At 45.3% G+C, this 19,837-nt stretch carries 18 protein-coding genes, 1 tRNA gene and 1 pseudogene; 13 read left to right on the forward strand and 7 right to left on the reverse strand.

Going from position 1 to position 19,837, the window contains the following annotated elements:
• Positions 1 to 133: 133 nt before the first annotated feature.
• The 4 genes from sixA to RGV86_RS05975 all read right to left on the reverse strand — a co-directional run bounded on the left by sixA (position 134) and on the right by RGV86_RS05975 (position 4,741).
• Entirely contained in the window at positions 134 to 619 is a 486-nt protein-coding gene (sixA, locus tag RGV86_RS05960; RefSeq protein WP_001195811.1) for a phosphohistidine phosphatase SixA, read from the reverse strand.
• A 202-nt stretch (positions 620 to 821) separates the two neighbouring features.
• Positions 822 to 2,966: a fatty acid oxidation complex subunit alpha FadJ gene (fadJ, locus tag RGV86_RS05965; protein WP_085460987.1), complete on the reverse strand. Its 2,145-nt coding sequence runs from the start codon at positions 2,964 to 2,966 to the stop codon at positions 822 to 824.
• Positions 2,966 to 4,276: an acetyl-CoA C-acyltransferase FadI gene (gene fadI / locus RGV86_RS05970; RefSeq protein ID WP_032225825.1), complete on the reverse strand. Its 1,311-nt coding sequence runs from the start codon at positions 4,274 to 4,276 to the stop codon at positions 2,966 to 2,968. The genes fadJ and fadI overlap by 1 nt, the downstream gene beginning before the upstream one ends.
• Before the next feature lie 180 nt (positions 4,277 to 4,456).
• Entirely contained in the window at positions 4,457 to 4,741 is a 285-nt protein-coding gene (locus RGV86_RS05975; protein ID WP_001296261.1) for a YfcZ/YiiS family protein, read from the reverse strand.
• Between the two features lie 371 nt (positions 4,742 to 5,112).
• Between RGV86_RS05975 and fadL the strand changes: the two genes are divergently transcribed.
• Positions 5,113 to 6,453, forward strand: a complete 1,341-nt coding sequence (gene fadL, locus RGV86_RS05980; protein ID WP_024212665.1) for a long-chain fatty acid transporter FadL — start codon at positions 5,113 to 5,115, stop codon at positions 6,451 to 6,453.
• A gap of 61 nt (positions 6,454 to 6,514) precedes the next feature.
• On the opposite strand, the gene mlaA is transcribed toward fadL, so the two are convergent.
• Positions 6,515 to 7,270, reverse strand: coding sequence for a phospholipid-binding lipoprotein MlaA (gene mlaA, locus RGV86_RS05985; RefSeq protein ID WP_000776780.1), 756 nt, complete (start codon positions 7,268 to 7,270; stop codon positions 6,515 to 6,517).
• Positions 7,271 to 7,573: 303 nt separating this feature from the next.
• On the opposite strand from mlaA, the gene RGV86_RS05990 reads away from it, so the two are divergent.
• The 10 genes and pseudogenes from RGV86_RS05990 (at position 7,574) to RGV86_RS06035 (ending at position 15,522) form a co-directional block, all read left to right on the forward strand.
• On the forward strand, positions 7,574 to 8,506 hold the full coding sequence (locus RGV86_RS05990) for a formate/nitrite transporter family protein (protein ID WP_085460988.1): 933 nt from the start codon (positions 7,574 to 7,576) through the stop codon (positions 8,504 to 8,506).
• Positions 8,507 to 8,581: 75 nt separating this feature from the next.
• A tRNA-Arg gene (locus RGV86_RS05995) sits at positions 8,582 to 8,656 on the forward strand.
• A gap of 164 nt (positions 8,657 to 8,820) precedes the next feature.
• Positions 8,821 to 8,982 (forward strand): annotated as a pseudogene (locus RGV86_RS06000) (Arm DNA-binding domain-containing protein); the annotation flags it as partial.
• A gap of 307 nt (positions 8,983 to 9,289) precedes the next feature.
• Positions 9,290 to 10,405, forward strand: coding sequence for an FAD-dependent oxidoreductase (locus RGV86_RS06005; RefSeq protein ID WP_085460989.1), 1,116 nt, complete (start codon positions 9,290 to 9,292; stop codon positions 10,403 to 10,405).
• A gap of 5 nt (positions 10,406 to 10,410) precedes the next feature.
• Positions 10,411 to 11,448, forward strand: a complete 1,038-nt coding sequence (locus RGV86_RS06010; protein WP_085460990.1) for a glycosyltransferase family protein — start codon at positions 10,411 to 10,413, stop codon at positions 11,446 to 11,448.
• Positions 11,436 to 12,203 carry a Rossmann-fold NAD(P)-binding domain-containing protein gene (locus RGV86_RS06015; RefSeq protein ID WP_085460991.1) on the forward strand — a complete coding sequence of 256 codons (768 nt, stop codon included), beginning with the start codon at positions 11,436 to 11,438 and terminating at the stop codon, positions 12,201 to 12,203. Before RGV86_RS06010 ends, RGV86_RS06015 begins: the two co-directional genes overlap by 13 nt.
• Before the next feature lies 1 nt (position 12,204).
• Positions 12,205 to 13,020 (forward strand): sugar phosphate isomerase/epimerase family protein, encoded by an 816-nt coding sequence (locus RGV86_RS06020; RefSeq protein WP_085460992.1) that lies wholly within the window; start codon positions 12,205 to 12,207, stop codon positions 13,018 to 13,020.
• 14 nt (positions 13,021 to 13,034) lie between these two features.
• Positions 13,035 to 13,391, forward strand: a complete 357-nt coding sequence (locus RGV86_RS06025; RefSeq protein WP_000871577.1) for a DMT family transporter — start codon at positions 13,035 to 13,037, stop codon at positions 13,389 to 13,391.
• A gap of 5 nt (positions 13,392 to 13,396) precedes the next feature.
• Positions 13,397 to 14,215 (forward strand): glycosyltransferase family 2 protein, encoded by an 819-nt coding sequence (locus RGV86_RS06030; RefSeq protein WP_024212546.1) that lies wholly within the window; start codon positions 13,397 to 13,399, stop codon positions 14,213 to 14,215.
• Entirely contained in the window at positions 14,212 to 15,522 is a 1,311-nt protein-coding gene (locus tag RGV86_RS06035) for a hypothetical protein (protein WP_085460993.1), read from the forward strand. The genes RGV86_RS06030 and RGV86_RS06035 overlap by 4 nt, the downstream gene beginning before the upstream one ends.
• Before the next feature lie 927 nt (positions 15,523 to 16,449).
• Here the strand turns inward: RGV86_RS06035 and RGV86_RS06040 are convergent.
• Entirely contained in the window at positions 16,450 to 16,692 is a 243-nt protein-coding gene (locus RGV86_RS06040; RefSeq protein WP_000639882.1) for a YfdY family protein, read from the reverse strand.
• Between the two features lie 353 nt (positions 16,693 to 17,045).
• On the opposite strand from RGV86_RS06040, the gene lpxP reads away from it, so the two are divergent.
• Positions 17,046 to 17,966, forward strand: a complete 921-nt coding sequence (gene lpxP, locus RGV86_RS06045) for a kdo(2)-lipid IV(A) palmitoleoyltransferase (protein WP_085460994.1) — start codon at positions 17,046 to 17,048, stop codon at positions 17,964 to 17,966.
• Between the two features lie 354 nt (positions 17,967 to 18,320).
• Complete coding sequence (ypdK, locus tag RGV86_RS06050; RefSeq protein ID WP_010723117.1) at positions 18,321 to 18,392, forward strand: membrane protein YpdK; 72 nt, start codon at positions 18,321 to 18,323, stop codon at positions 18,390 to 18,392.
• A gap of 64 nt (positions 18,393 to 18,456) precedes the next feature.
• Here the strand turns inward: ypdK and alaC are convergent, their stop codons facing one another.
• Entirely contained in the window at positions 18,457 to 19,695 is a 1,239-nt protein-coding gene (alaC, locus tag RGV86_RS06055; RefSeq protein ID WP_000785936.1) for an alanine transaminase, read from the reverse strand.
• Positions 19,696 to 19,837: the final 142 nt, after the last annotated feature.

The following is a 19,837-nucleotide window of genomic DNA, read 5'->3' on the forward strand; positions in this document are numbered from 1 at the left end:
TGACCTTGCTATAAATGGAAACATTTATTTTTTCATAACAGGAGGATTAAATGCATTTAAATAGCAATAATTTCAATACAGTAAGCAAAACTAAGGCCCGAAAGCTTACGCCAGCGGGCCTTACACGTTCATATCAAATTGCTTTTGCCATCTTCAGATTACACGGGCTCATCTGCCAGTTGAATTGACCTTTTCCGCTTTCATCAAGCGTTACGCTGGCAATGGCCGAGGTGGTAAACATAGGCGGCGTTTCGCCCGGACATAACTCAGCGACCAGATATCCGACTAAGGGTAGGTGGGAGATCACCAGTACCGAAGCAACACCTTCATTGGTCAACGCCTGCAGATAGGCACTGACCAGGCCAACATCGCCGCAGGGCGTTAACTCCGGCAGAACTTCTGCACTGGAAGGCAGGTTCAGACAATCCCCTACTTCGTCCAGTGTTTGCTCGGCTCGCAGGAACGGGCTCACCAGAACGCGTTCGATTTCCACTTTTTGACCTTTCAGCCAGTTCGCCATCAGGCGAGATTCGTCACAACCGTTAGTGGTCAGAGGACGAACCGAATCACTGGCGGCATCGAGGGCTGCGTCGCCGTGACGCATGATAAAAACTTGCATATTGCACCGCTTTTGTTAACCAGATTCGCCCGTCTTCTTTCATCTGAAACCAGATAAAGAGGACGGTGGCCGGCATTGTGCCTTATCCATTCACCGAATGAAACGCTGTTTTTTACCTCAATGGCGTAAGTATAGTCAATATGCGTTTACATTTTGAACAACACTCCGCCATTCAGCGCGGATTCATATAGCTTTGACCTTCTTATTGCAGGTCAGTTGCAGTTGTTTTCCAAAAACTTTCCCCTCGCTCGCTCATCTCTACTAAACGCTCGCAAGGGGTAAAACGAGAACCATACTGCGTGGCCAGTCGCTGCATTATTGCAACCACTTCGCCCGCGCCGAGAGAATCGATATAGCGGAACGGTCCACCGAGAAATGGCGGAAAACCAATGCCAAATACCGCGCCAATATCTCCGTCACGCACGCTACGGATAACCTGCTCGTCCAGACAACGTACTGCTTCATTCAGCATCAACATCACGCACCGTTCAGCAACCTGCGGTGCGGAGAGCCGCCCCTGCCCTTGCGCGCCAATCAGCGGGTAAATGGCGGGATCGACCTGTTTTTTGCTTTTACGCCCTTTCTGACCGTAAAGATAGAATCCCCGACCATTTTTTCTACCTTTGCGATCGTCGTTCAAAATTGAAGAAACAACATTTGCAGGCGCGCTAAAACGTTCTCCATAAGCGGCTTCCAGTACAGGAATAATTTTAGTCCCGGTATCGATTCCTACCTCATCCAAAAGTTGGATTGGCCCTACCGGAAAACCAAATTTCACCAGCGCAGCATCAATGTGCTCTACCCGTTCACCTTCGGTCAACATGCGGATAGCTTCATTAATGTAAGGCGCTAAGATGCGATTGACGTAAAACCCGGCTTTGTCACGCACGACAATTGGCGTTTTACCCTGTTTTTTCGCCAGTTTTACCGTGGTGGCGATGGTTTGCGCCGATGTAACCGCATGAGGAATGATCTCCACCAGCGGCATTTTTTCCACCGGACTGAAGAAATGCAGGCCGATAACTTGCTCTGGTCGCGTGGCGTGAGTGGCAATATCGCCAATCGGTAAAGATGAGGTATTCGAAGCAAAGATGGTATGAGCGGCGCAATTCTGCTCAACTTCTGCCACCATTTGTTGTTTTAATTCGAGATTTTCAAACACTGCTTCAATAATCAGATCGCGATGGGCAAAGCCGCGATAATCCGTCGTTCCCGAAATTAATGCCAGTTGATTGTCGCGTTCACTGGCTTTGAGATGCCGACGGCGCACTTTGCCCTCAAGCTGATCCCAACTGTATTTCAGCGCATGATTAATCCCCTGGACGTTGATATCTTTAATTCGTACCGGCAGACCCGCTTTACAGGCAGTGACGTAAGCAATACCGCCGCCCATCAAACCACCACCTAAAATTCCCACACTATTTAAAGGAGCGGGGGCAACATCGCTGCCGGGATCTTTCTTCACGTCGGTACTGGCAAAAAAGATATTGCGCAATGCCTTTGATTGCGACGTCATCGCCAGTTCACCAAAGGCTCGAGCTTCAGCGTCATAGCCGCTACTGGTGCCCTGCGCTAACCCGGTCTCGATAACCTCAAGAATACGTTTTGTCGCCGGGTAGTTGCCCTGGGTTTTCTGTTCTGTTTTTTTGCTTACCATTTTGAATAACAGCGCACGACCTAATGGCCCCGCCATCACACGTTTGCGAATCGGAAGTGCCCGCGAAACCGGACGATCCTGCTTCGCCAGCTCTACAGCGGCTTCCAGTAAAATGGAGTGCGGAACGACGTCATCCACCAGTCCCAGCTTTAACGCCTGTTTTGCCCGAAGCTGCTTGCCGGTGAGGATCATCTCTAATGCTGTGCTGACACCTATCAGGCGCGGTAAACGCTGGGTGCCACCTGAACCGGGTAACAACCCAAGCTGAACTTCAGGCAAACCGAGCACCGTTTTAGGATCGTCAGTACAAACACGACCGTGGCACGCCAGCGCCAACTCCAGTCCACCGCCCAGGCAAGCGCCGTGAATGGCGGCAATAACCGGAACTGGCAAGGCATGAATTTCCGCCATCAACTGTTGCCCCTGCCGCGCCAGTGCTTCCGCTTCTTGCGCCGTTTTGCAGTTGCCGATCATGTTGATATCCGCGCCGGCAATAAAGTTGTCCGGTTTCGCGGAGATAAACACCACGCCGCGCAGATCTTTATTTTCGCGGAGTTGTTTAATAATGGTGCGTACCTGTGAGGCAAACTCCGCCTTCAGGGTGTTCATTTTCTCGCCAGGAACATCAATGGTGATGACGGCAATATTGTCCAGACGCATATTGAGGGTAAATGCTGATGCCATTTCCATTATTCCGCCTCCAGAACCATTGCTGCACCAAGCCCACCTGCGGCACAGGCGGTCACTAAACCAAATCCACCGCCGCGACGGCGAAGTTCATGCAATGTCTGGGTTATCATCCGCGCACCAGTAGCCGCGAAGGGATGTCCGTAAGCAATCGAACCGCCAAGCACGTTAAATTTGCTGTCGTCCACTTCACCAGTGGCATGTGCACGCCCCAGCACATCGCGGGCAAAACGTTCACTACCCAGCAACTGAATATTCGCCAGCGTCTGGGCAGCAAATGCTTCATGCATATCAATCAATGTCAGATCGCTCATCGTTAAACCGGCACGTTCCAGCGCCAGCGGCGTTGACCAGGCTGGACCGAGCAACATGTCCTGCCAGACATCTATCGCGGTAAATGCATAACTGCGCAGATACCCCAGCGGCACCAGCCCTAATTCTTTCGCCCGCGATTCGGTCATCAGGATCACCGCCGCAGCGCCATCGGTCAGCGGCGTACTGTTCGCTGCCGTTACCGTTCCGTGTTTACGATCAAACGCCGGACGCAGCTTTGCGTAATCAGCAAGCGAGGAATTACCGCGAATATTGTTGTCTTCGGCAAGCGGTTGTTTATAAGGGGGGATAAAGGCGGTCATCACTTCTTCTTTGAGTTTACCTTCCGACCACGCCTGAGCGGCTCGCTGATGCGAACGGTGCGCTAATGCATCTTGCTGTTCGCGGGTGATGCCGTAGGTTTTCGCCATTTGTTCAGCGGTGTCACCCATCCGCAAGCCGGTGGAATATTCCGCTACCGCAGGCGGCACGGGCATTAAGTCACGCAAACGCAGACGAGAGAAAAGTTTCAGACGCTGGCTCATTGTGCGGGCTTTGTTGACATCCACCAGCACGCGCGCCAGTTTTTTGCTAACGCCAATCGGCAATACCGACGAGGAATCTGCCCCACCGGCAATCCCCGCACGAATGGTTCCCGCCATCAGGCTTTCGGCGACGTTTGCAACAGCCTGGAAACTGGTGGCACAGGCACGACTGACGCTGTAAGCATCGGTATGGACGTTCATTCCGGTGCCAAGAACAATTTCACGCGCAATGTTGGGGGCTTCCGGCATTTGTACGACCTGACCAAAGACCAGTTGTTCAATCACTTCGGCGGGGATCTCGCTACGAGCAAGCAGTTCTCCGACGACCATCTTCCCCAAATCAACAGCGGGAATACCATGAAAAGCCGTCGCCTGGCGAGCAAAAGGCGTGCGTAATCCGCTAACAATGGCGATACGATCGCCCTGGCGGGTAACCAGCGGTAAAACCTGACCCATAACACTCCCCTGTAAAAAAATAGATAAAGTGGTCTGACCTGATCATAGTCTTAACCATTTTTTTACATTTAGCCAAGTGGAGAAAAGGGAAAGTGGGAGCTATGACACAGAGAGAAAAGAAGAAGAGAAAACAAAACGCCCCTGCCAGCAACTGGCAGGGGCGTGCGTACCTGAGAGGAATTAACGCAGACCCAGCTGGAAGATCAGCATTTCAGCTTCGCAGGCAAAAGTGAAATCGATATCCAGGCGAACACCATCAGACTCTTCAGTGAAAGTCGGGGTGATTTTGCACGGTTCGGATTCCACGCTACGGGCTTTTTCAGTCAGCGCCGCCAGCGTTTGTTCTGCTTCTGCGCGGTTTGCAAACACGCGGCTGTAAGACGCGGTGCAATCGGAGTTGTCCATAATGGTGCCAACATCCATACAGCAGCAAACCGGGGTTTCATCAGCACTACATTTACTCATCGTTGATTTCCTCTGTATGTGCACCCAAGGTGCCAGATAAACGTTGCGGATATTTTACGCTTCCGGAAAGTGCTGCTCCAGTTGTTAATTCTGCAAAATCGGATAAGTGACCGAAATCACACTTAAAAATGATCTAAAACAAAATTCACCCGGATGGATGAGTGCGCCACCTCTAAATTTTGCCAGCTGGATCGCGTTTCTTAGATCATATTTGAAAAAAGATAGAAACATACTTGCAACATCCTATCTGGTCAGACCTATACTCTCGCCACTGGTCTGATTTCTAAGATGTACATCAGCCCCTACACTTCGCGCTCCTGTTACAGCACGTAACATAGTTTGTATAAAAATAAATTATTGAGGTTATGGTCATGAGCCAGAAAACCCTGTTTACAAAGTCTGCTCTCGCAGTCGCAGTGGCACTTATCTCCACCCAGGCCTGGTCGGCAGGCTTTCAGTTAAACGAATTTTCTTCCTCTGGCCTGGGTCGGGCTTATTCAGGGGAAGGCGCAATTGCCGATGATGCCGGTAACGTCAGCCGTAACCCCGCGTTGATTACCATGTTTGACCGCCCGACTTTTTCTGCGGGTGCGGTTTATATTGATCCGGATGTAGATATTACCGGGCATTCTAATTTAACCGGTCAGAGTGCAAATGCTAAAAATATCGCACCGACAGCGTGGGTCCCTAACCTGCACTTTGTCGCGCCTATTAACGATCAGTTTGGTTGGGGAGCGTCAATAACGTCCAACTACGGCCTGGCTACGGAATTTACCGACAACTATGCTGCTGGTATCTATGGCGGTAAAACCGATCTGCAGACAATCAACCTTAACCTTAGCGGGGCTTATCGCCTTAACAATAGCTGGAGTTTTGGTCTTGGTTTTGATGCTGTTTACGCCAAGGCAAAAATTGAGCGTTACGCCGGTTCGCTGGGGCCTTTGTTGTCTCAACAGTTGATTGCCCAAGGTGTACCCGCGTCATTGACCAATGGTATTAATACTCCGGACTCTCAAATTGCTCATCTGAAAGGTGACGAGTGGGGCTTTGGCTGGAACGCGGGTATTCTTTATGAACTGGATAAAGATAACCGTTGGGGCCTGACATATCGTTCAGAAGTTAAAATCGACTTCGAAGGGGATTACAAAAGCTCCATTAACCCAAATCTGAACAACATTTTGGGTAATATGGGCTTGCCGTATGGCACGATGGGTGCAACACAAAATGGATCCTTGACGCTCAACCTGCCTGAGATGTGGGAGATTTCTGGTTATAACCGTGTTGCGCCGCAGTGGGCAATTCACTACAGCATGGCCTATACCAGCTGGAGTCAGTTCCAGGAGTTGAAAGCGAAAGGCGATAGTGGTCAGACGCTGTTCTATAAAGATGAAGGATTCCGTGACGCATATCGTATCGCGTTGGGTACAACCTACTATTACGATAAAAACTGGACCTTCCGTACCGGTATCGCCTATGACGACAGCCCGGTTCCGGCAGATAAACGCTCTATTTCCATTCCTGACCAGGATCGTTTGTGGTTAAGTGCTGGGTTAACCTATGCATTTAATGAAGATGCATCCATTGACGTTGGCGCATCTTATATGCATGGTCAGAAAGTGAAATTCACCGAAGGTGAAGGTGCGGCAGCTTATTCTTTCGAGTCTGAAGGTAAAGCCTGGCTGTTCGGGACTAACTTTAACTACGCGTTCTAATAACACGTTCGTTTAATAAGAAAAAAGGTGAGTTTTACGACTCACCTTTTTTATTTGCGTCTTATTCAGAATCGATATCTTTTAAATCATCCTGAATCGCTTGCGCGTTCGGGTTTTCTTGCGGTTTGAGCTCACCGCCATTGGCGATGAAATCATGACGCTGGAAGTAAGCCTCGCGCACCATAATGTAAGGATCGGAGGACTGACGAAGCAAGCCGTCAGAATCCAGCAACTGCGCACGAGTTTCGATCCCTTCAAGCGTCCATTTACCCACCGACATCGGCCAGGTCAGCCAGGAAAGTACCGGGTAAAGGCTGTCTGCCATATCACCGCCGTCATCACGCAGCGTAAAGCTACCGTAGAACGGTAACTGAACGTACGGCCCATAACCCACGCCATAGTGACCGAGCGTACTGCCAAAACGGTGAGGTTCGGTGCGTTGCAGTTTCGGATTCGCCATCCCAGCAACATCAATAAAACCGCCCATTCCCAAAATGGTGTTCAGGAAAAAGCGGGTAAAGTGGACCATCCCCTGATAAGGGTCACCCTGCAAGAAGTAGTTAACCATCACCGCAGGTTCTTCCAGGTTGCCGGTGAAGTTGCTCAAACCGTTACGCGCCGGTTGCGGAACATAATCACGCCAGGCGACCGCTACCGGTCGAACCACATACGGGTCTAACACATTGAAGTTAAAATTGTACATGGTGCGGTTGAACCCTTCTAACGGGTCAGAACGCCCTTGCTGATCTGTACCGGAACTCGCACACCCCACCAGAAGCGTAGTTCCCAGAGCAAGCGCCGACAGGCGAAGCTTCATAAATGTCTCCCTGTTTTTTATGGCTTTTTTATGGCTTATGCAGTTTGCCATCCATGACGGAACGATACCGTATCCGCCTGTTTAGGTGTGGGCGATTGTAACAGCACGTCAACTGATGTCCAGACGCCCTGGTTTGCTGACTTGATCATAGCCTGGTAATCGCCGCCCTGTAGGCTACTTGATTCTGTAGAAACAGAAAAAGGCAAACGCAGCCTTTTATACATTTTCAGAGTAACTCCCGCCAGTTGCGAGCAAAAAAGCCGCTACGCTTTAGCTATACGTGCTAATTCAAGAGACGACATCATGGACAATGACAAAATAGATAAACACAGCGACGAACTTGAAGTAGAGAGCGAAGAAAAAGAGCGTGGAAAAAAAATAGAAATAGATGAAGACCGGCTCCCCTCCAGAGCGATGGCTATTCACGAACATATCCGTCAGGACGGCGAAAAAGAGCTGGAGCGCGACGCGATGGCGCTACTGTGGTCAGCCATTGCGGCGGGTCTGTCGATGGGCGCTTCGTTACTGGCAAAAGGGATATTTCATGTCGAACTGAAAGGCGTACCGGGGAGTTTTTTGCTGGAGAATCTGGGTTATACCTTTGGTTTTATTATCGTCATTATGGCCCGCCAGCAATTATTTACTGAGAATACCGTAACGGCGGTACTACCAGTGATGCAAAAACCGACCATGGGCAACATCGGCTTACTGATGCGGTTATGGGGCGTCGTGCTGCTGGGTAATATTCTCGGAACAGGTATTGCGGCGTGGGCGTTTGAGTATATGCCTATCTTTAATGAAGAAACCCGCGATGCGTTTGTCAAAATCGGCATGGATGTGATGAAGAACACCCCCAGCGAGATGTTTGCCAACGCGATCATCTCCGGCTGGCTTATAGCCACAATGGTATGGATGTTCCCTGCGGCGGGAGCGGCAAAGATTGTAGTAATTATATTGATGACGTGGCTTATCGCGCTGGGCGACACTACCCACATCGTCGTCGGTTCAGTAGAGATCCTCTATCTGGTCTTTAACGGCACGCTGCACTGGAGCGATTTCATCTGGCCATTCGCGCTACCTACTCTGGCGGGAAACATCTGCGGCGGCACCTTCATCTTCGCATTAATGAGCCATGCGCAAATCCGTAACGATATGAGTAACAAGCGTAAAGAAGAGGCACGCCAGAAAGCAGAACATGCGGAAATCATTAAGAAAAATGATAAAAATCCGCTATAAGTGGCGAGGGTTTAAGCAATCGAGCGGCAGTGTACTTACTCCGCTGTTTAATAGCGGTTATACTCATGCCGCATTGTCCTCTTAGTTAAATGGATATAACGAGCCCCTCCTAAGGGCTAATTGCAGGTTCGATTCCTGCAGGGGACACCATTTATCAGTTCGCTCCCATCATCTGTACCAGTCCGCAAAATCCCTTTGAATATCAAGATGCCCGCGCATCCACTGTTCGTCATGGTTCGCATAAGATTGTTAACAGCCGCACTCCATGACGGGTAAAAGTGGATAAAATAATTTTACCCACCGGATTTTTACCCATGCTCACCGTTAAGCAGATTGAAGCAGCAAAGCCGAAAGAAAAACCATACCGCCTTCTCGATGGTAATGGTCTGTACATTTATGTCCCTGTATCCGGGAAAAAGGTATGGCAGATTCGCTACAAGATTGACGGCAAGGAGAAAATCCTGACAGTCGGGAAATAGATACCAGAAAAAATCTAAAATCATGGCCAGTTTTTGTTGACCACTACAATCACCACTGTTCAGCTGAACAAATTCAATAAACCACTAAAAATTCACAATAGACTTTCATTCATCTCACGAATTAAGTATTATCCCAATATTAAGGACAATCTAAAAATATAATTTCGGTTAAGTTTTTACACGCCCAAATTTACCACATTAATACTTATCAATATTAATACCTATCAATATTAATACTTATCAATGTTAATACTTATTAATATTAATACTTCTAGTTTTAACGTATTATTCGGAGATTACGATTATGGGGAGTAAAAATATTGCAATCGCAGGAGGCGGTTTTTTTGGTTTGTATCTGGCAGAACAACTTGCATTGAAGGGTTATAAAGTTACAGTTTATGAGAAAAGTCAGGAACTCATGTCCCGTGCATCCTATGTTAATCAGGCTCGAGTGCACAATGGCTATCATTATCCACGCAGCATCTTGACAGCGTTACGCTCTCGTATCTCTTTCCCTCGTTTTGTTACAGAATTTCGCGACTGCATTGAAGATGATTTTGCCAAATATTACCTTGTTGCAGGTGCGTTGAGTAAAATAACAGGTGCACAATTTAGCCGATTTTGTCAACGTATAGGTGTTGAATGTGAAGATGCTCCTCCGTCAGTGAAACGTTTGATTAATCCTGTACTTATCGATGCGGTGTTTACTACCTGTGAGTATGCATTTGATTCCCATAAGCTGCGTAATACAATGCAACAACGGCTTTCAGCAGCAAAAGTTACTATTGTAACGGACGCGGTTGTTGAAAAAGTTAGCAAATCTGGTGAAGGGTTAGAGGTAATCACAACAATATCTGGACAACCAGATATTAGCTATGTTGATCATCTTTTCAATTGTACTTATTCAAGAATTAATTATCTCTTGAATGGTTCTGAGCTTACATTAATACCCCTTCGTCATGAAATGACGGAAATGTGCCTTGTAACTGTTCCAGATGAGCTAAAAAAAATGGGGCTAACACTAATGTGCGGCCCATTTTTTTCTGTTATGCCATTCCCACCAGCTCAACTACATTCCTTCAGCCATGTTCGATACACACCCCATTACCAATGGAATGACAGACCAAATAAACCTTATGAGGATGCATATAGAAAGTATGAACTAAATGAACGGCATTCGGCTTGGGGGCATATGATAAGAGATGCCACGCGTTATATTCCTTGTTTGAGTGAATGCCAATATCAAAGCTCAATCTGGGAAGTAAAAACAATCCTTCCACGAAGTGATAGCGATGATTCTCGCCCAATTTTATTTCGCCCGAATTATATATTGAAGGGGCTTCACTGCGTGATGGGTGGGAAAATTGACAATATTTATGATGCTCTACATGAAATAGAACGCGTGATCGAGTTGAGTTGATAAAAATGAAAAGTGAATCTTTTGTATCAGTCGTTATTGTCATTCCAGACCACTTGAATTATATCTATGCTTCTTTATCTAAACTTGCCTCACTTCTGGATACGCTATACAGTGATTACGAATTAGTCGTGATAGCACCGGGGTTAGACAGTACGAGTGCACAGGTAGAAGATCGAGTGTTGAAGGATATTCCTTGTGTACGAATAATCCAGCTATCCACTCCCGTATTTCATGATGTTGCGTTAGCGGCTGGATTAGAAAGTGCTATTGGTGATTTTGTTGTTTTATGGAATCCACTGGCCGATCCGGTAGAAGTCGTACCTCAAAGTGTTAACAAATGTCGTGAAGGTGCCGATGTCGTAATTGGTGTCTCGAATAGCGTTCGTTCACTACGTTATCGGATACTTCGTCGACTCATGAATGTTGCATTGCGCACCATAGATTATGAGATTCCTTCTAATTCAACGGGGTTACGTTGTTTAAGCCGTCGCGCTGTAAATGCCGTTACTCGAATCGGTCGATTTCACCATCAATTCTATCTTCGTATTCACAAAACCGGCTATCCAGCCGAAGCCCTCATCTACAAACCGCTAAAACAATCAGAGGGCGCCGGGGTAGTAACATCATTGCATCGATTGATGCACTTGGTAATATTTAACTCCACTAAGCCGCTACGTTGGATGTCTATTCTCGGTTTCGGCGGAAGTCTTGCGGGTTTTCTATTTGCGTGTTATAGCGTGTTGATCCATCTGTTCAGTGGGCTTATTGTTGAGGGCTGGACAACGTCTATATTAGTTGTAACTTCACTATTTATAATTCAGTTCGTCATGATGGCTTTTTTTGGCGAGTATTTGGGGCGCCTGCTGGATGAAAGCAACTCACAGGCAGAATATGCAGTGGTTTATGAACGAACAAGTGAAGTCATGGTTAATACCGATAGGTTTAATGTTATGCACACTTCTCTGCCACTAGAGTCTAATTATGTACAAACTGGTCGTGATGGTTTAACACCACAGACTAGGGGGGAAGAATGGACGCATTGATTGGATATTCCGGTTTTGTCGGTACAACTTTATTAAGACAACGTCGTTTCGATGCACAATATCGCTCAACCAACATCGGCGAAATTGTTGGGAAAACATTTGATACTGTAGTTTGTGCCGGTGCCCCTGCACAAAAGTGGCTTGCAAATAAAGACCCAGCCGACGACATAAAAAAAATCAATAACCTAATTGAAAAATTAAAAAACATATCTTGTCAAAAATTTATTTTGATTAGTACTGTAGATGTCTTTAAAGATCCAGTTAATGTTGATGAGACTACATCAATCGAAACAGAAGGATTACATGCTTATGGTGCACACAGATATTATTTAGAACAATTTGTGAGCAAACAATTCCCTGACAATCTAATTGTACGATTACCAGGCCTCGTTGGGCCAGGTCTCAAAAAAAACATTATCTATGATTTTTTGCATAAAAATAATATTTTTCAAATTGAAAGTCGTAGTGTTTTTCAATTTTACCCGATGATAAACTTGTGGTATGACATTAACATTGCGCTACAACATAAATTATCGCTGGTACATTTGACTGCGGCACCCATAAGCGTCGCTGATATAGCACAACATAGCTTTGGCTTCGAGTTTTGCAATCACATTCAGGATAAACCTGGATATTACGATATGAAAAGTTGCCATAGTCACCTATTTACTAACGACCATGACTATCAGTATAACCGTCGTGAATCATTGATGGCAATACGCGCTTATGCACAATCTGAAATAGGCAGTAATTAAAATGAGACTTTCACTCTCAGGTATAGCCTGGAATATAACTAATGATGATTCTATCTGTCACCTACTACATTCCAGACAGATTGATGCAATAGATATTGTCCCTGGAAAATACTTCTCCAATCCGTTAGACGCAAGTGAACACGAAATATTTGCCGTTCGTAATTACTGGCATGATAATGGAATTTCATTAGTTGGTATGCAATCACTATTATTTGGAACCCAAGGGTTAAATCTTTTTTCAACCAACGAAGTACAAAAAAGAATGTTGGTTCACTTACAGGCTATCAGTCGTATTGCTGCCGGTTTAGGAATTCCAGCATTAGTGTTTGGATCACCTAAAAACCGCGACCGAAAAGGATTATCTGATAGTATCACTCTTGAAATTGCAATAAATTTCTTTAATCATCTTGGTGATATTGCGCAGCAAGAAGGCGTTTATTTTTGCCTTGAACCAAACCCAGTCTGTTACGGGGCAAATTTTATGATTAACAGTGCTGAAACTGCTTTTGTTGTTCGGCAAGTAAATCACCCAGCAATTAAAATGCAGCTGGATACTGGTGCCATCATAATTAACAAAGAAAATATTAATGATATCCTTCAGCAAAACGCTGACATTATAGGTCACATTCATCTCAGTGAACCAGATCTGGCTCCTTTAGGCTATAGCGGTGCGAATCATACACATATTGCTAATGCTCTCTATCACGCATTACCGAACTCAATTGCAACAATTGAAATGCTCGCCCCCCAAAATAAACATTCGCTTTCCTCTATTGAGGATGCTCTTGATTTCGCAATTTCTCATTATCGTCAGTAGAAAGAGGGAATAGCATGAAGTGGCTCATTTTGATTCTTGGCATATTTTCTAATGCCTCGGCCAGTGTTCTTATAAAATTAGCAATAACCCCTCCCAGAAGGCTCCCAAGTCTGGCTGAACCTCTTGCTGCGCTTGCAAATTGGCCATTATGGTTAGGAATATTTCTATATGGAATTGCCTTTTTGTTATATGCTGTTACACTGGCATTTTTACCTTTGAATGTAGCACACCCAATACTGACCTCTGGTGCAATTGCCTGTGTCGCATTATTCTCTGTCGTTATTTTCCGAGAACCAGTTTACTGGTCTACCGTTACTGGAATTCTGTTGGTGATGAGTGGTGTCGCCCTTATTACCCTTAAAGTTAAGTAAACATTATGACTGAATCTATATCTCAAACACTTCGCGCCAAATGGCAAGTCCCTGCCTATGAAAACCAAATGTGGCTTGGTAAAAAACACAATTATTGTGTCGTTATCCCCGTAATTAACGAAGGCAATCGTATACATAACCTATTAGCAAGAATGGCTGCCATAAATGTATCAACTTATGCGGATATAATTATTATTGATGGTGGCAGCACCGATGGTTCTCTGAATCCCAATATCCTACAGGAAAAAGGCGTTCGCGGTTTAATACTTAAAAAAGCACCAGGTAAGCTAAGCGCACAGCTAAGATGTGCCTATGCTTTTGCTCTTGAGCAAGGTTATGAAGGCATTGTGACTATTGATGGAAATGACAAAGATGATCCTGTGGCTATTCCACAATTTATCACAGCTCTAAAAGATGGGGTGCATTTCGTCCAGGCATCTCGTTTCCTTGTTGGAGGTGTAGCAGAAAATACCCCTCTCACCCGAGATATTGCAATACGTTTTATCCACGCGCCTATGATTAGTTTCTTTTCAGGATTTAAATGGACAGATACTACTCAAGGATTTAGGGGGTATAGTAGAAAAATGCTGCTTGACGAGCGTGTTGCACCGTTCCGTGATATTTTCTCATCTTATGAACTACTGGCATATCTTTCATACCGAGTCCCACAACTTGGTTATCGTTGCTTAGAAATTCCAACCATTCGTCGTTATCCTAAAGGTGAAGTACCTACAAAAATAAATGGAATAAAGGGAAACTTTTCCGTACTGATTGTCTTATTTAAAGCGTGTTTGGGATTTTATAATCAGGAAAAAGGGAAATGAGAAATATAAATATCAGCAGTTATATTATTTTAACAATTTTTGGCATGATAATTTTGGCTATGCGTTATACGACTCCGATAATCACCCCCTGGATTTATGCGGAAGATGGTGTCTGGGTTGCTAATGCGTTGAGTCATGGTTGGCTAGAAACCTTCATTAATGCCAGAGAAGATTATTTTGTATTCTTTAATATTTTCTTTTTGTTTGTATCAACATCAATCAGCAGTATTATAAGCGGGAGTCCATTATTACTTCTTCCGCAATCTATAGCTGTAGTATCATATCTTTTTTATAGCCTAATGGCCGTTATGGCTTTCCATTTGATTATTAAAATATCCAATCCATTATTTGCTATTTTAGTATATTTCACAACTCTCTTGTTGCCTTTAGGTCATTCTCAATATGAAAATATCGGTCATTTGCTACAAATTGGTTTTTATATGCCAGCTATAGCGAGTGCTCTTATTATACAGAGAGAGTACGTCAATAAAAAATTGTCTAAAATAATTATCGACATAATGATCTGGTTAACCGCCGCAACAAACCCAGTCGTATTTATAATTGTAGGATTTTATTATTCCTTTAAATTTTTGAATGTTAGAGAAAAGTATATTTTAATTAAAGATATGCTGCCTTTAACAATATCCATGCTCATATTAGCTTTATTTATACTTCCGCGACTCAACGGCTCTGGCGGACTTGGTGACTATGGCTATAATCCTAATAATATTATTGAAATGGTAACGGCTCGGCTACTCCTTTATCCATTTATATTTCCGTGGTACGAAAAATTAAATGATTCAATATCGATAATCCTTTCATTTGTATATATTATTTTTTGCACAACAATTATTTACAAAACTAAAGATTCAACAATAAAAAAGCATTTACTGACTTTAGCGATCGCACTCTTTATCTGTCTTGTTACGACTGTTTTTGGTAGAATCGGCCTCAGCGATCTCCTGAATAACTATCAAACTACATTTCCCGATAGATATTTTGTAGGAACAAACTTTCTCTCTATCTTATTGTTCATAGCATGTTTATCTCAATGTAATTTCTCAAAGCCAATCAGTTATTTATCTTATTTTATTTCCGGGGTGTTATTGTGTATTTATATTGTGAATGCAGACATAATATCAGAAGGTGAAATGGCAAAGAAAAACATTTTTTTAAATGATCATTTTTATTATTCAATATGTCACGCTGAAAAAATTGATAACGCAAATTCAGCCATACAAATCAAACCAGCAAACTGGGTTATGATTGTTCCAACAAACTTAATTAGCGAAATTCACTGCCACTAAAGTATTGCATGATTTATGCCCCGAAGCAGGGGCTTTAATTTTGCTGGTCACTTAATACAAATGACCAGAAACTAGCCATTCTTTTTTAAGCAGATACAGACTCAGAACTTCTTTTTACTTTCCAGATTCAGCTGTTGTATCGTCTTAACTGCTTTGTCCTGATAACGGTCATCTTCCTGTATTTTATATTGAATGGCATCCAGTCAGACGATAGAACTTTTCCAGTAGACGTTGTTGCCACTGGTTTAACTCAGAAATGGTCTTATTTGTCACGGTGATGATGGTCATAGCGAGCACGCTGAAAGCATATAAATCTTCAATCTCACTGTAGAGATCCTCCAGTGTACCCCAAGCACAACAAGAGAATGATCATCCGTTCGATCTTATCGGGGAACGTGATCTGGCGCTTTTTCACTAATTGGGAGTCAACCGAGCGATTAGAGTCGCGTGACGCAGTCCATTCGAAACTGCCCGTTGTGGCTTTAATAATCTTTTTACTGGAACCGTTTTTAGACCTGGGTTCCAACTACTGAACCAGATGAGAGCCAAATTCCTCAGTCAATGCAGCAGAGGTTAACTGTTTGATTAAATGATCTAAAATGCCGTCTTCATCCGTTAGATCCGGACTGAAGCACCTAAGGGTTTTATCAAAATCGAAGGACAGGTACATACGCCATTCCTTTCTGATTGCAACTTCCTGAAATGCCCCAGAATTTCTAACACACTCTTTTTTTCGTGTTTGTACACAATTCTATGCAAAGGCCTTTTATCGGAAATGACGTAAAAACAGCCACCAACTCAACAATAACGGTCATGTCCAGCCAATTGCTCTAAAGTGGCATTATATATTCACGAAATGGATGGTCACAGGTGAACAATCTCTTCAGTTGGTGCTCTGAACACCTGTCATAAAAAATTTCCCCCTCACTACCGCCTTCCATACCCCACCATAAAGCGGATCATCAAGCCACAAGCCGGGGCAATAAACATAAATATCCCCGTTACCAGCTCGTTACCGCCAGTTAACCACATAGTGAAGTAATAAATGAGGGCGGCGAGGATCACCATGCCGAAAAATGAAGAGACGGCAGATACTACATTTAGTACCTGGCCAATATATCCGCTGACACAAACAATACACAGGGCGAGAAACATCCATAAATAAATCATAGCTCAACCTCCTGCCGCGCTAAAAAACCTGTTACTTCAGGTAATTTAATAGTAAGACAATTCTTAATCACTGGCAATTTTTGCCAGGTTCTAATAAAAACAAGATGTTAAAAAATAGGGCTATTCGCTCCTGAAAAATATTTACTTGAGTGATTAATAATCAGTAGCTGAAAACAATCGGCTGATGATAAAATGGAAGTACCGCATTCATGCTCCTCGTGGTTTTGTCCTGACTAGTCTTTACACTCTTTACAGGAACCATTGTCGTACATGATGGCCTAATATTATTGAGTGTACCGCTGTCGACATGGAATCTTCTGCGATACAACAATTCGTATCTACAGAAGGTAACTATGTTTCCACAGCGCAAATTTTCCCGCGAGTTTCTCCATCCTCGCTACTGGCTCACGTGGTTTGGTCTGGGCGTACTCTGGCTTTGGGTACAACTTCCTTATCCTGTCTTGTGCTTTCTTGGCACACGTATCGGCACGATGGCCAGACCATTTCTGAAACGTCGCGAATTCATCGCCCGTAAAAACCTTGAACTTTGCTTCCCGCAGCATTCATCTGAAGAACGCGAGAAGATGATTGCCGAAAACTTTCGTTCACTCGGCATGGCGCTGGTAGAAACCGGCATGGCGTGGTTCTGGCCCGATCGTCGCGTGCGTAAATGGTTTGATGTTGAAGGTCTGGATAACCTGCAACGCGCACAAATGCAAAATCGCGGCGTAATGGTCGTCGGCGTACATTTTATGTCTCTGGAACTGGGTGGCCGCGTAATGGGGCTTTGCCAGCCAATGATGGCAACTTATCGTCCGCATAATAATCAATTGATGGAATGGGTGCAGACCCGTGGTCGGATGCGCTCAAATAAAGCGATGATCGGCAGGAATAATCTGCGCGGTATTGTTGGTGCTTTGAAAAAAGGTGAAGCCGTATGGTTCGCTCCCGACCAGGATTATGGTCGTAAAGGAAGCTCCTTCGCTCCGTTCTTTGCGGTAGAAAATGTTGCGACGACCAATGGCACTTACGTGTTGTCACGCCTCTCAGGTTCCGCCATGTTAACTGTGACGATGGTACGAAAAGCCGATTACAGCGGATACCGTTTGTATATCACCCCAGAAATGGAAGGCTACCCGACTGATGAAGGTCAGGCTGCGGCTTATATGAACAAGATTATTGAGAAAGAGATTATGCGCGCACCGGAGCAGTATCTCTGGATCCACCGCCGCTTCAAAACGCGTCCGGTGGGTGAAGCATCGTTATACGTTTAACAAACGACCAACGCTTCTTCCCTCCTCAAATTAGCCATAATAACCCAATGGTTTTTATGGCTTTTTTCTTAAGGCTTTTCCCTTCGCTGAATTATGAATTATTACTGACAGAAATTAAACTGTCGCCGATATGAGACACTTGTAAGTTACTAAAAGTAAATAAGAAAATGCCACTTGTTTCAATTTAGTTTTAGGCGTACATTAGCGCCGTCTCGAGCAAATCAGCTCAGAATTCTGGGGTGATGCCCACGGCAAAACAGAGCCCTGTTAAGGTCGTTTTCCCGGTGTCAACTCACTGTATCAGATGTAATGAAGTCATTCAGGCGTAACAGTAATTACGCGGAGAGATGTAAAGTGAAATATTTCTTTATGGGCATTTCTTTTATGGTCATCGTTTGGGCCGGTACTTTTGCCCTGATGATCTAAAAGCAAACTGTGCAATGAAAAACAGGAGCCATCTGGCTCCTGTTTGCGTTTCTGGCGAAGGTGTTTATTCCGTGTTTTCGTGAATATGTTTACTGCTGGCTGGAAGTAAACCATCGGCTCGGAACATCGCTTTGATGCCTCTGACTGCCTGACGAATACGGTCACGGTTTTCAATCAACGCAAAGCGTACATGCGTGTCGCCGTAGTCACCAAAGCCAATCCCCGGCGAGACACAGACCTTCGCTTCGTTAAGCAGCTTTTTGGCAAACTCCAGCGAGCCCATTGCCGCATACGGTTCAGGGATTTTCGCCCAGACATACATCGAAGCTTTCGGCATTTCGACCATCCAGCCCGCTTCATGCAGCCCTTTTACCAGCACATCGCGGCGGCGCTTATACTGTTCGGCAATATCGCGCACGCACTGTTGATCGCCTTCCAGCGCGGCAATTGCAGCCACCTGTAACGGTGTAAAGGTGCCGTAATCGTGATAACTTTTGATACGCGCCAGCGCACTGACCAGCGTTTTGTTACCAACCATAAAGCCGATACGCCAGCCTGCCATGTTGTAACTTTTCGACAAGGTAAAGAACTCAACCGCCACGTCACGTGCGCCCGGCACCTGCATGATTGACGGCGCTTTCCAGCCATCGTAGACGATATCAGCATAGGCCAGGTCGTGGACCACCAGCACATCGTAGCGTTTCGCCAGCGCCACCACTTTTTCGAAGAACTCCAGTTCCACACATTGCGCTGTTGGGTTCGACGGGAAGCCGAGGATCATCATCTTCGGTTTCGGATAGCTTTCGCGAATAGCGCGTTCCAGTTCATTGAAGAAATCGACACCCTCCACCAGCGGCACTGAACGTACCTGCGCACCGGCAATCACAGCGCCGTAGATATGAATCGGATAACTTGGATTCGGCACCAGCACCGTGTCGCCGTGATCCAGCGTCGCCAGCATCAGATGCGCCAGCCCCTCTTTCGAGCCAATGGTGACGATGGCTTCTGATTCCGGATCAATCTCGACATCGTAGCGATCCTGATACCAGCGGGAAATGGCGCGACGTAAGCGCGGAATGCCGCGTGAAGTGGAATAGCCGTGTGTGTCCGGGCGCTGCGCCACGGTACAGAGTTTTTCGACGATATGCGGCGGGGTCGCGCCGTCCGGATTGCCCATACTGAAATCGATAATATCTTCGCCACGCCGACGCGCAGCCATTTTCAGTTCAGCGGTAATGTTAAAAACGTAGGGCGGGAGACGATCAATACGCGTAAAGCGACGTTCAGGGCGAGTGTCAGCCATAATTTCCTCAGATAAACGTTAGCGCCCGGACCGTCCGAGCGACGCTGCCACGATGGTGGCTGTTTTGAAAATAGCCTGATTAATTTCTGTCTGTCGAGCGTTTTAGCAAAAATTTTTTTCTACCAAAAAAGAGGAACATCTG

The sequence above is a fragment of the Escherichia ruysiae genome (genome assembly GCF_031323975.1).
In the GTDB taxonomy this organism is placed as follows: domain Bacteria; phylum Pseudomonadota; class Gammaproteobacteria; order Enterobacterales; family Enterobacteriaceae; genus Escherichia; species Escherichia ruysiae.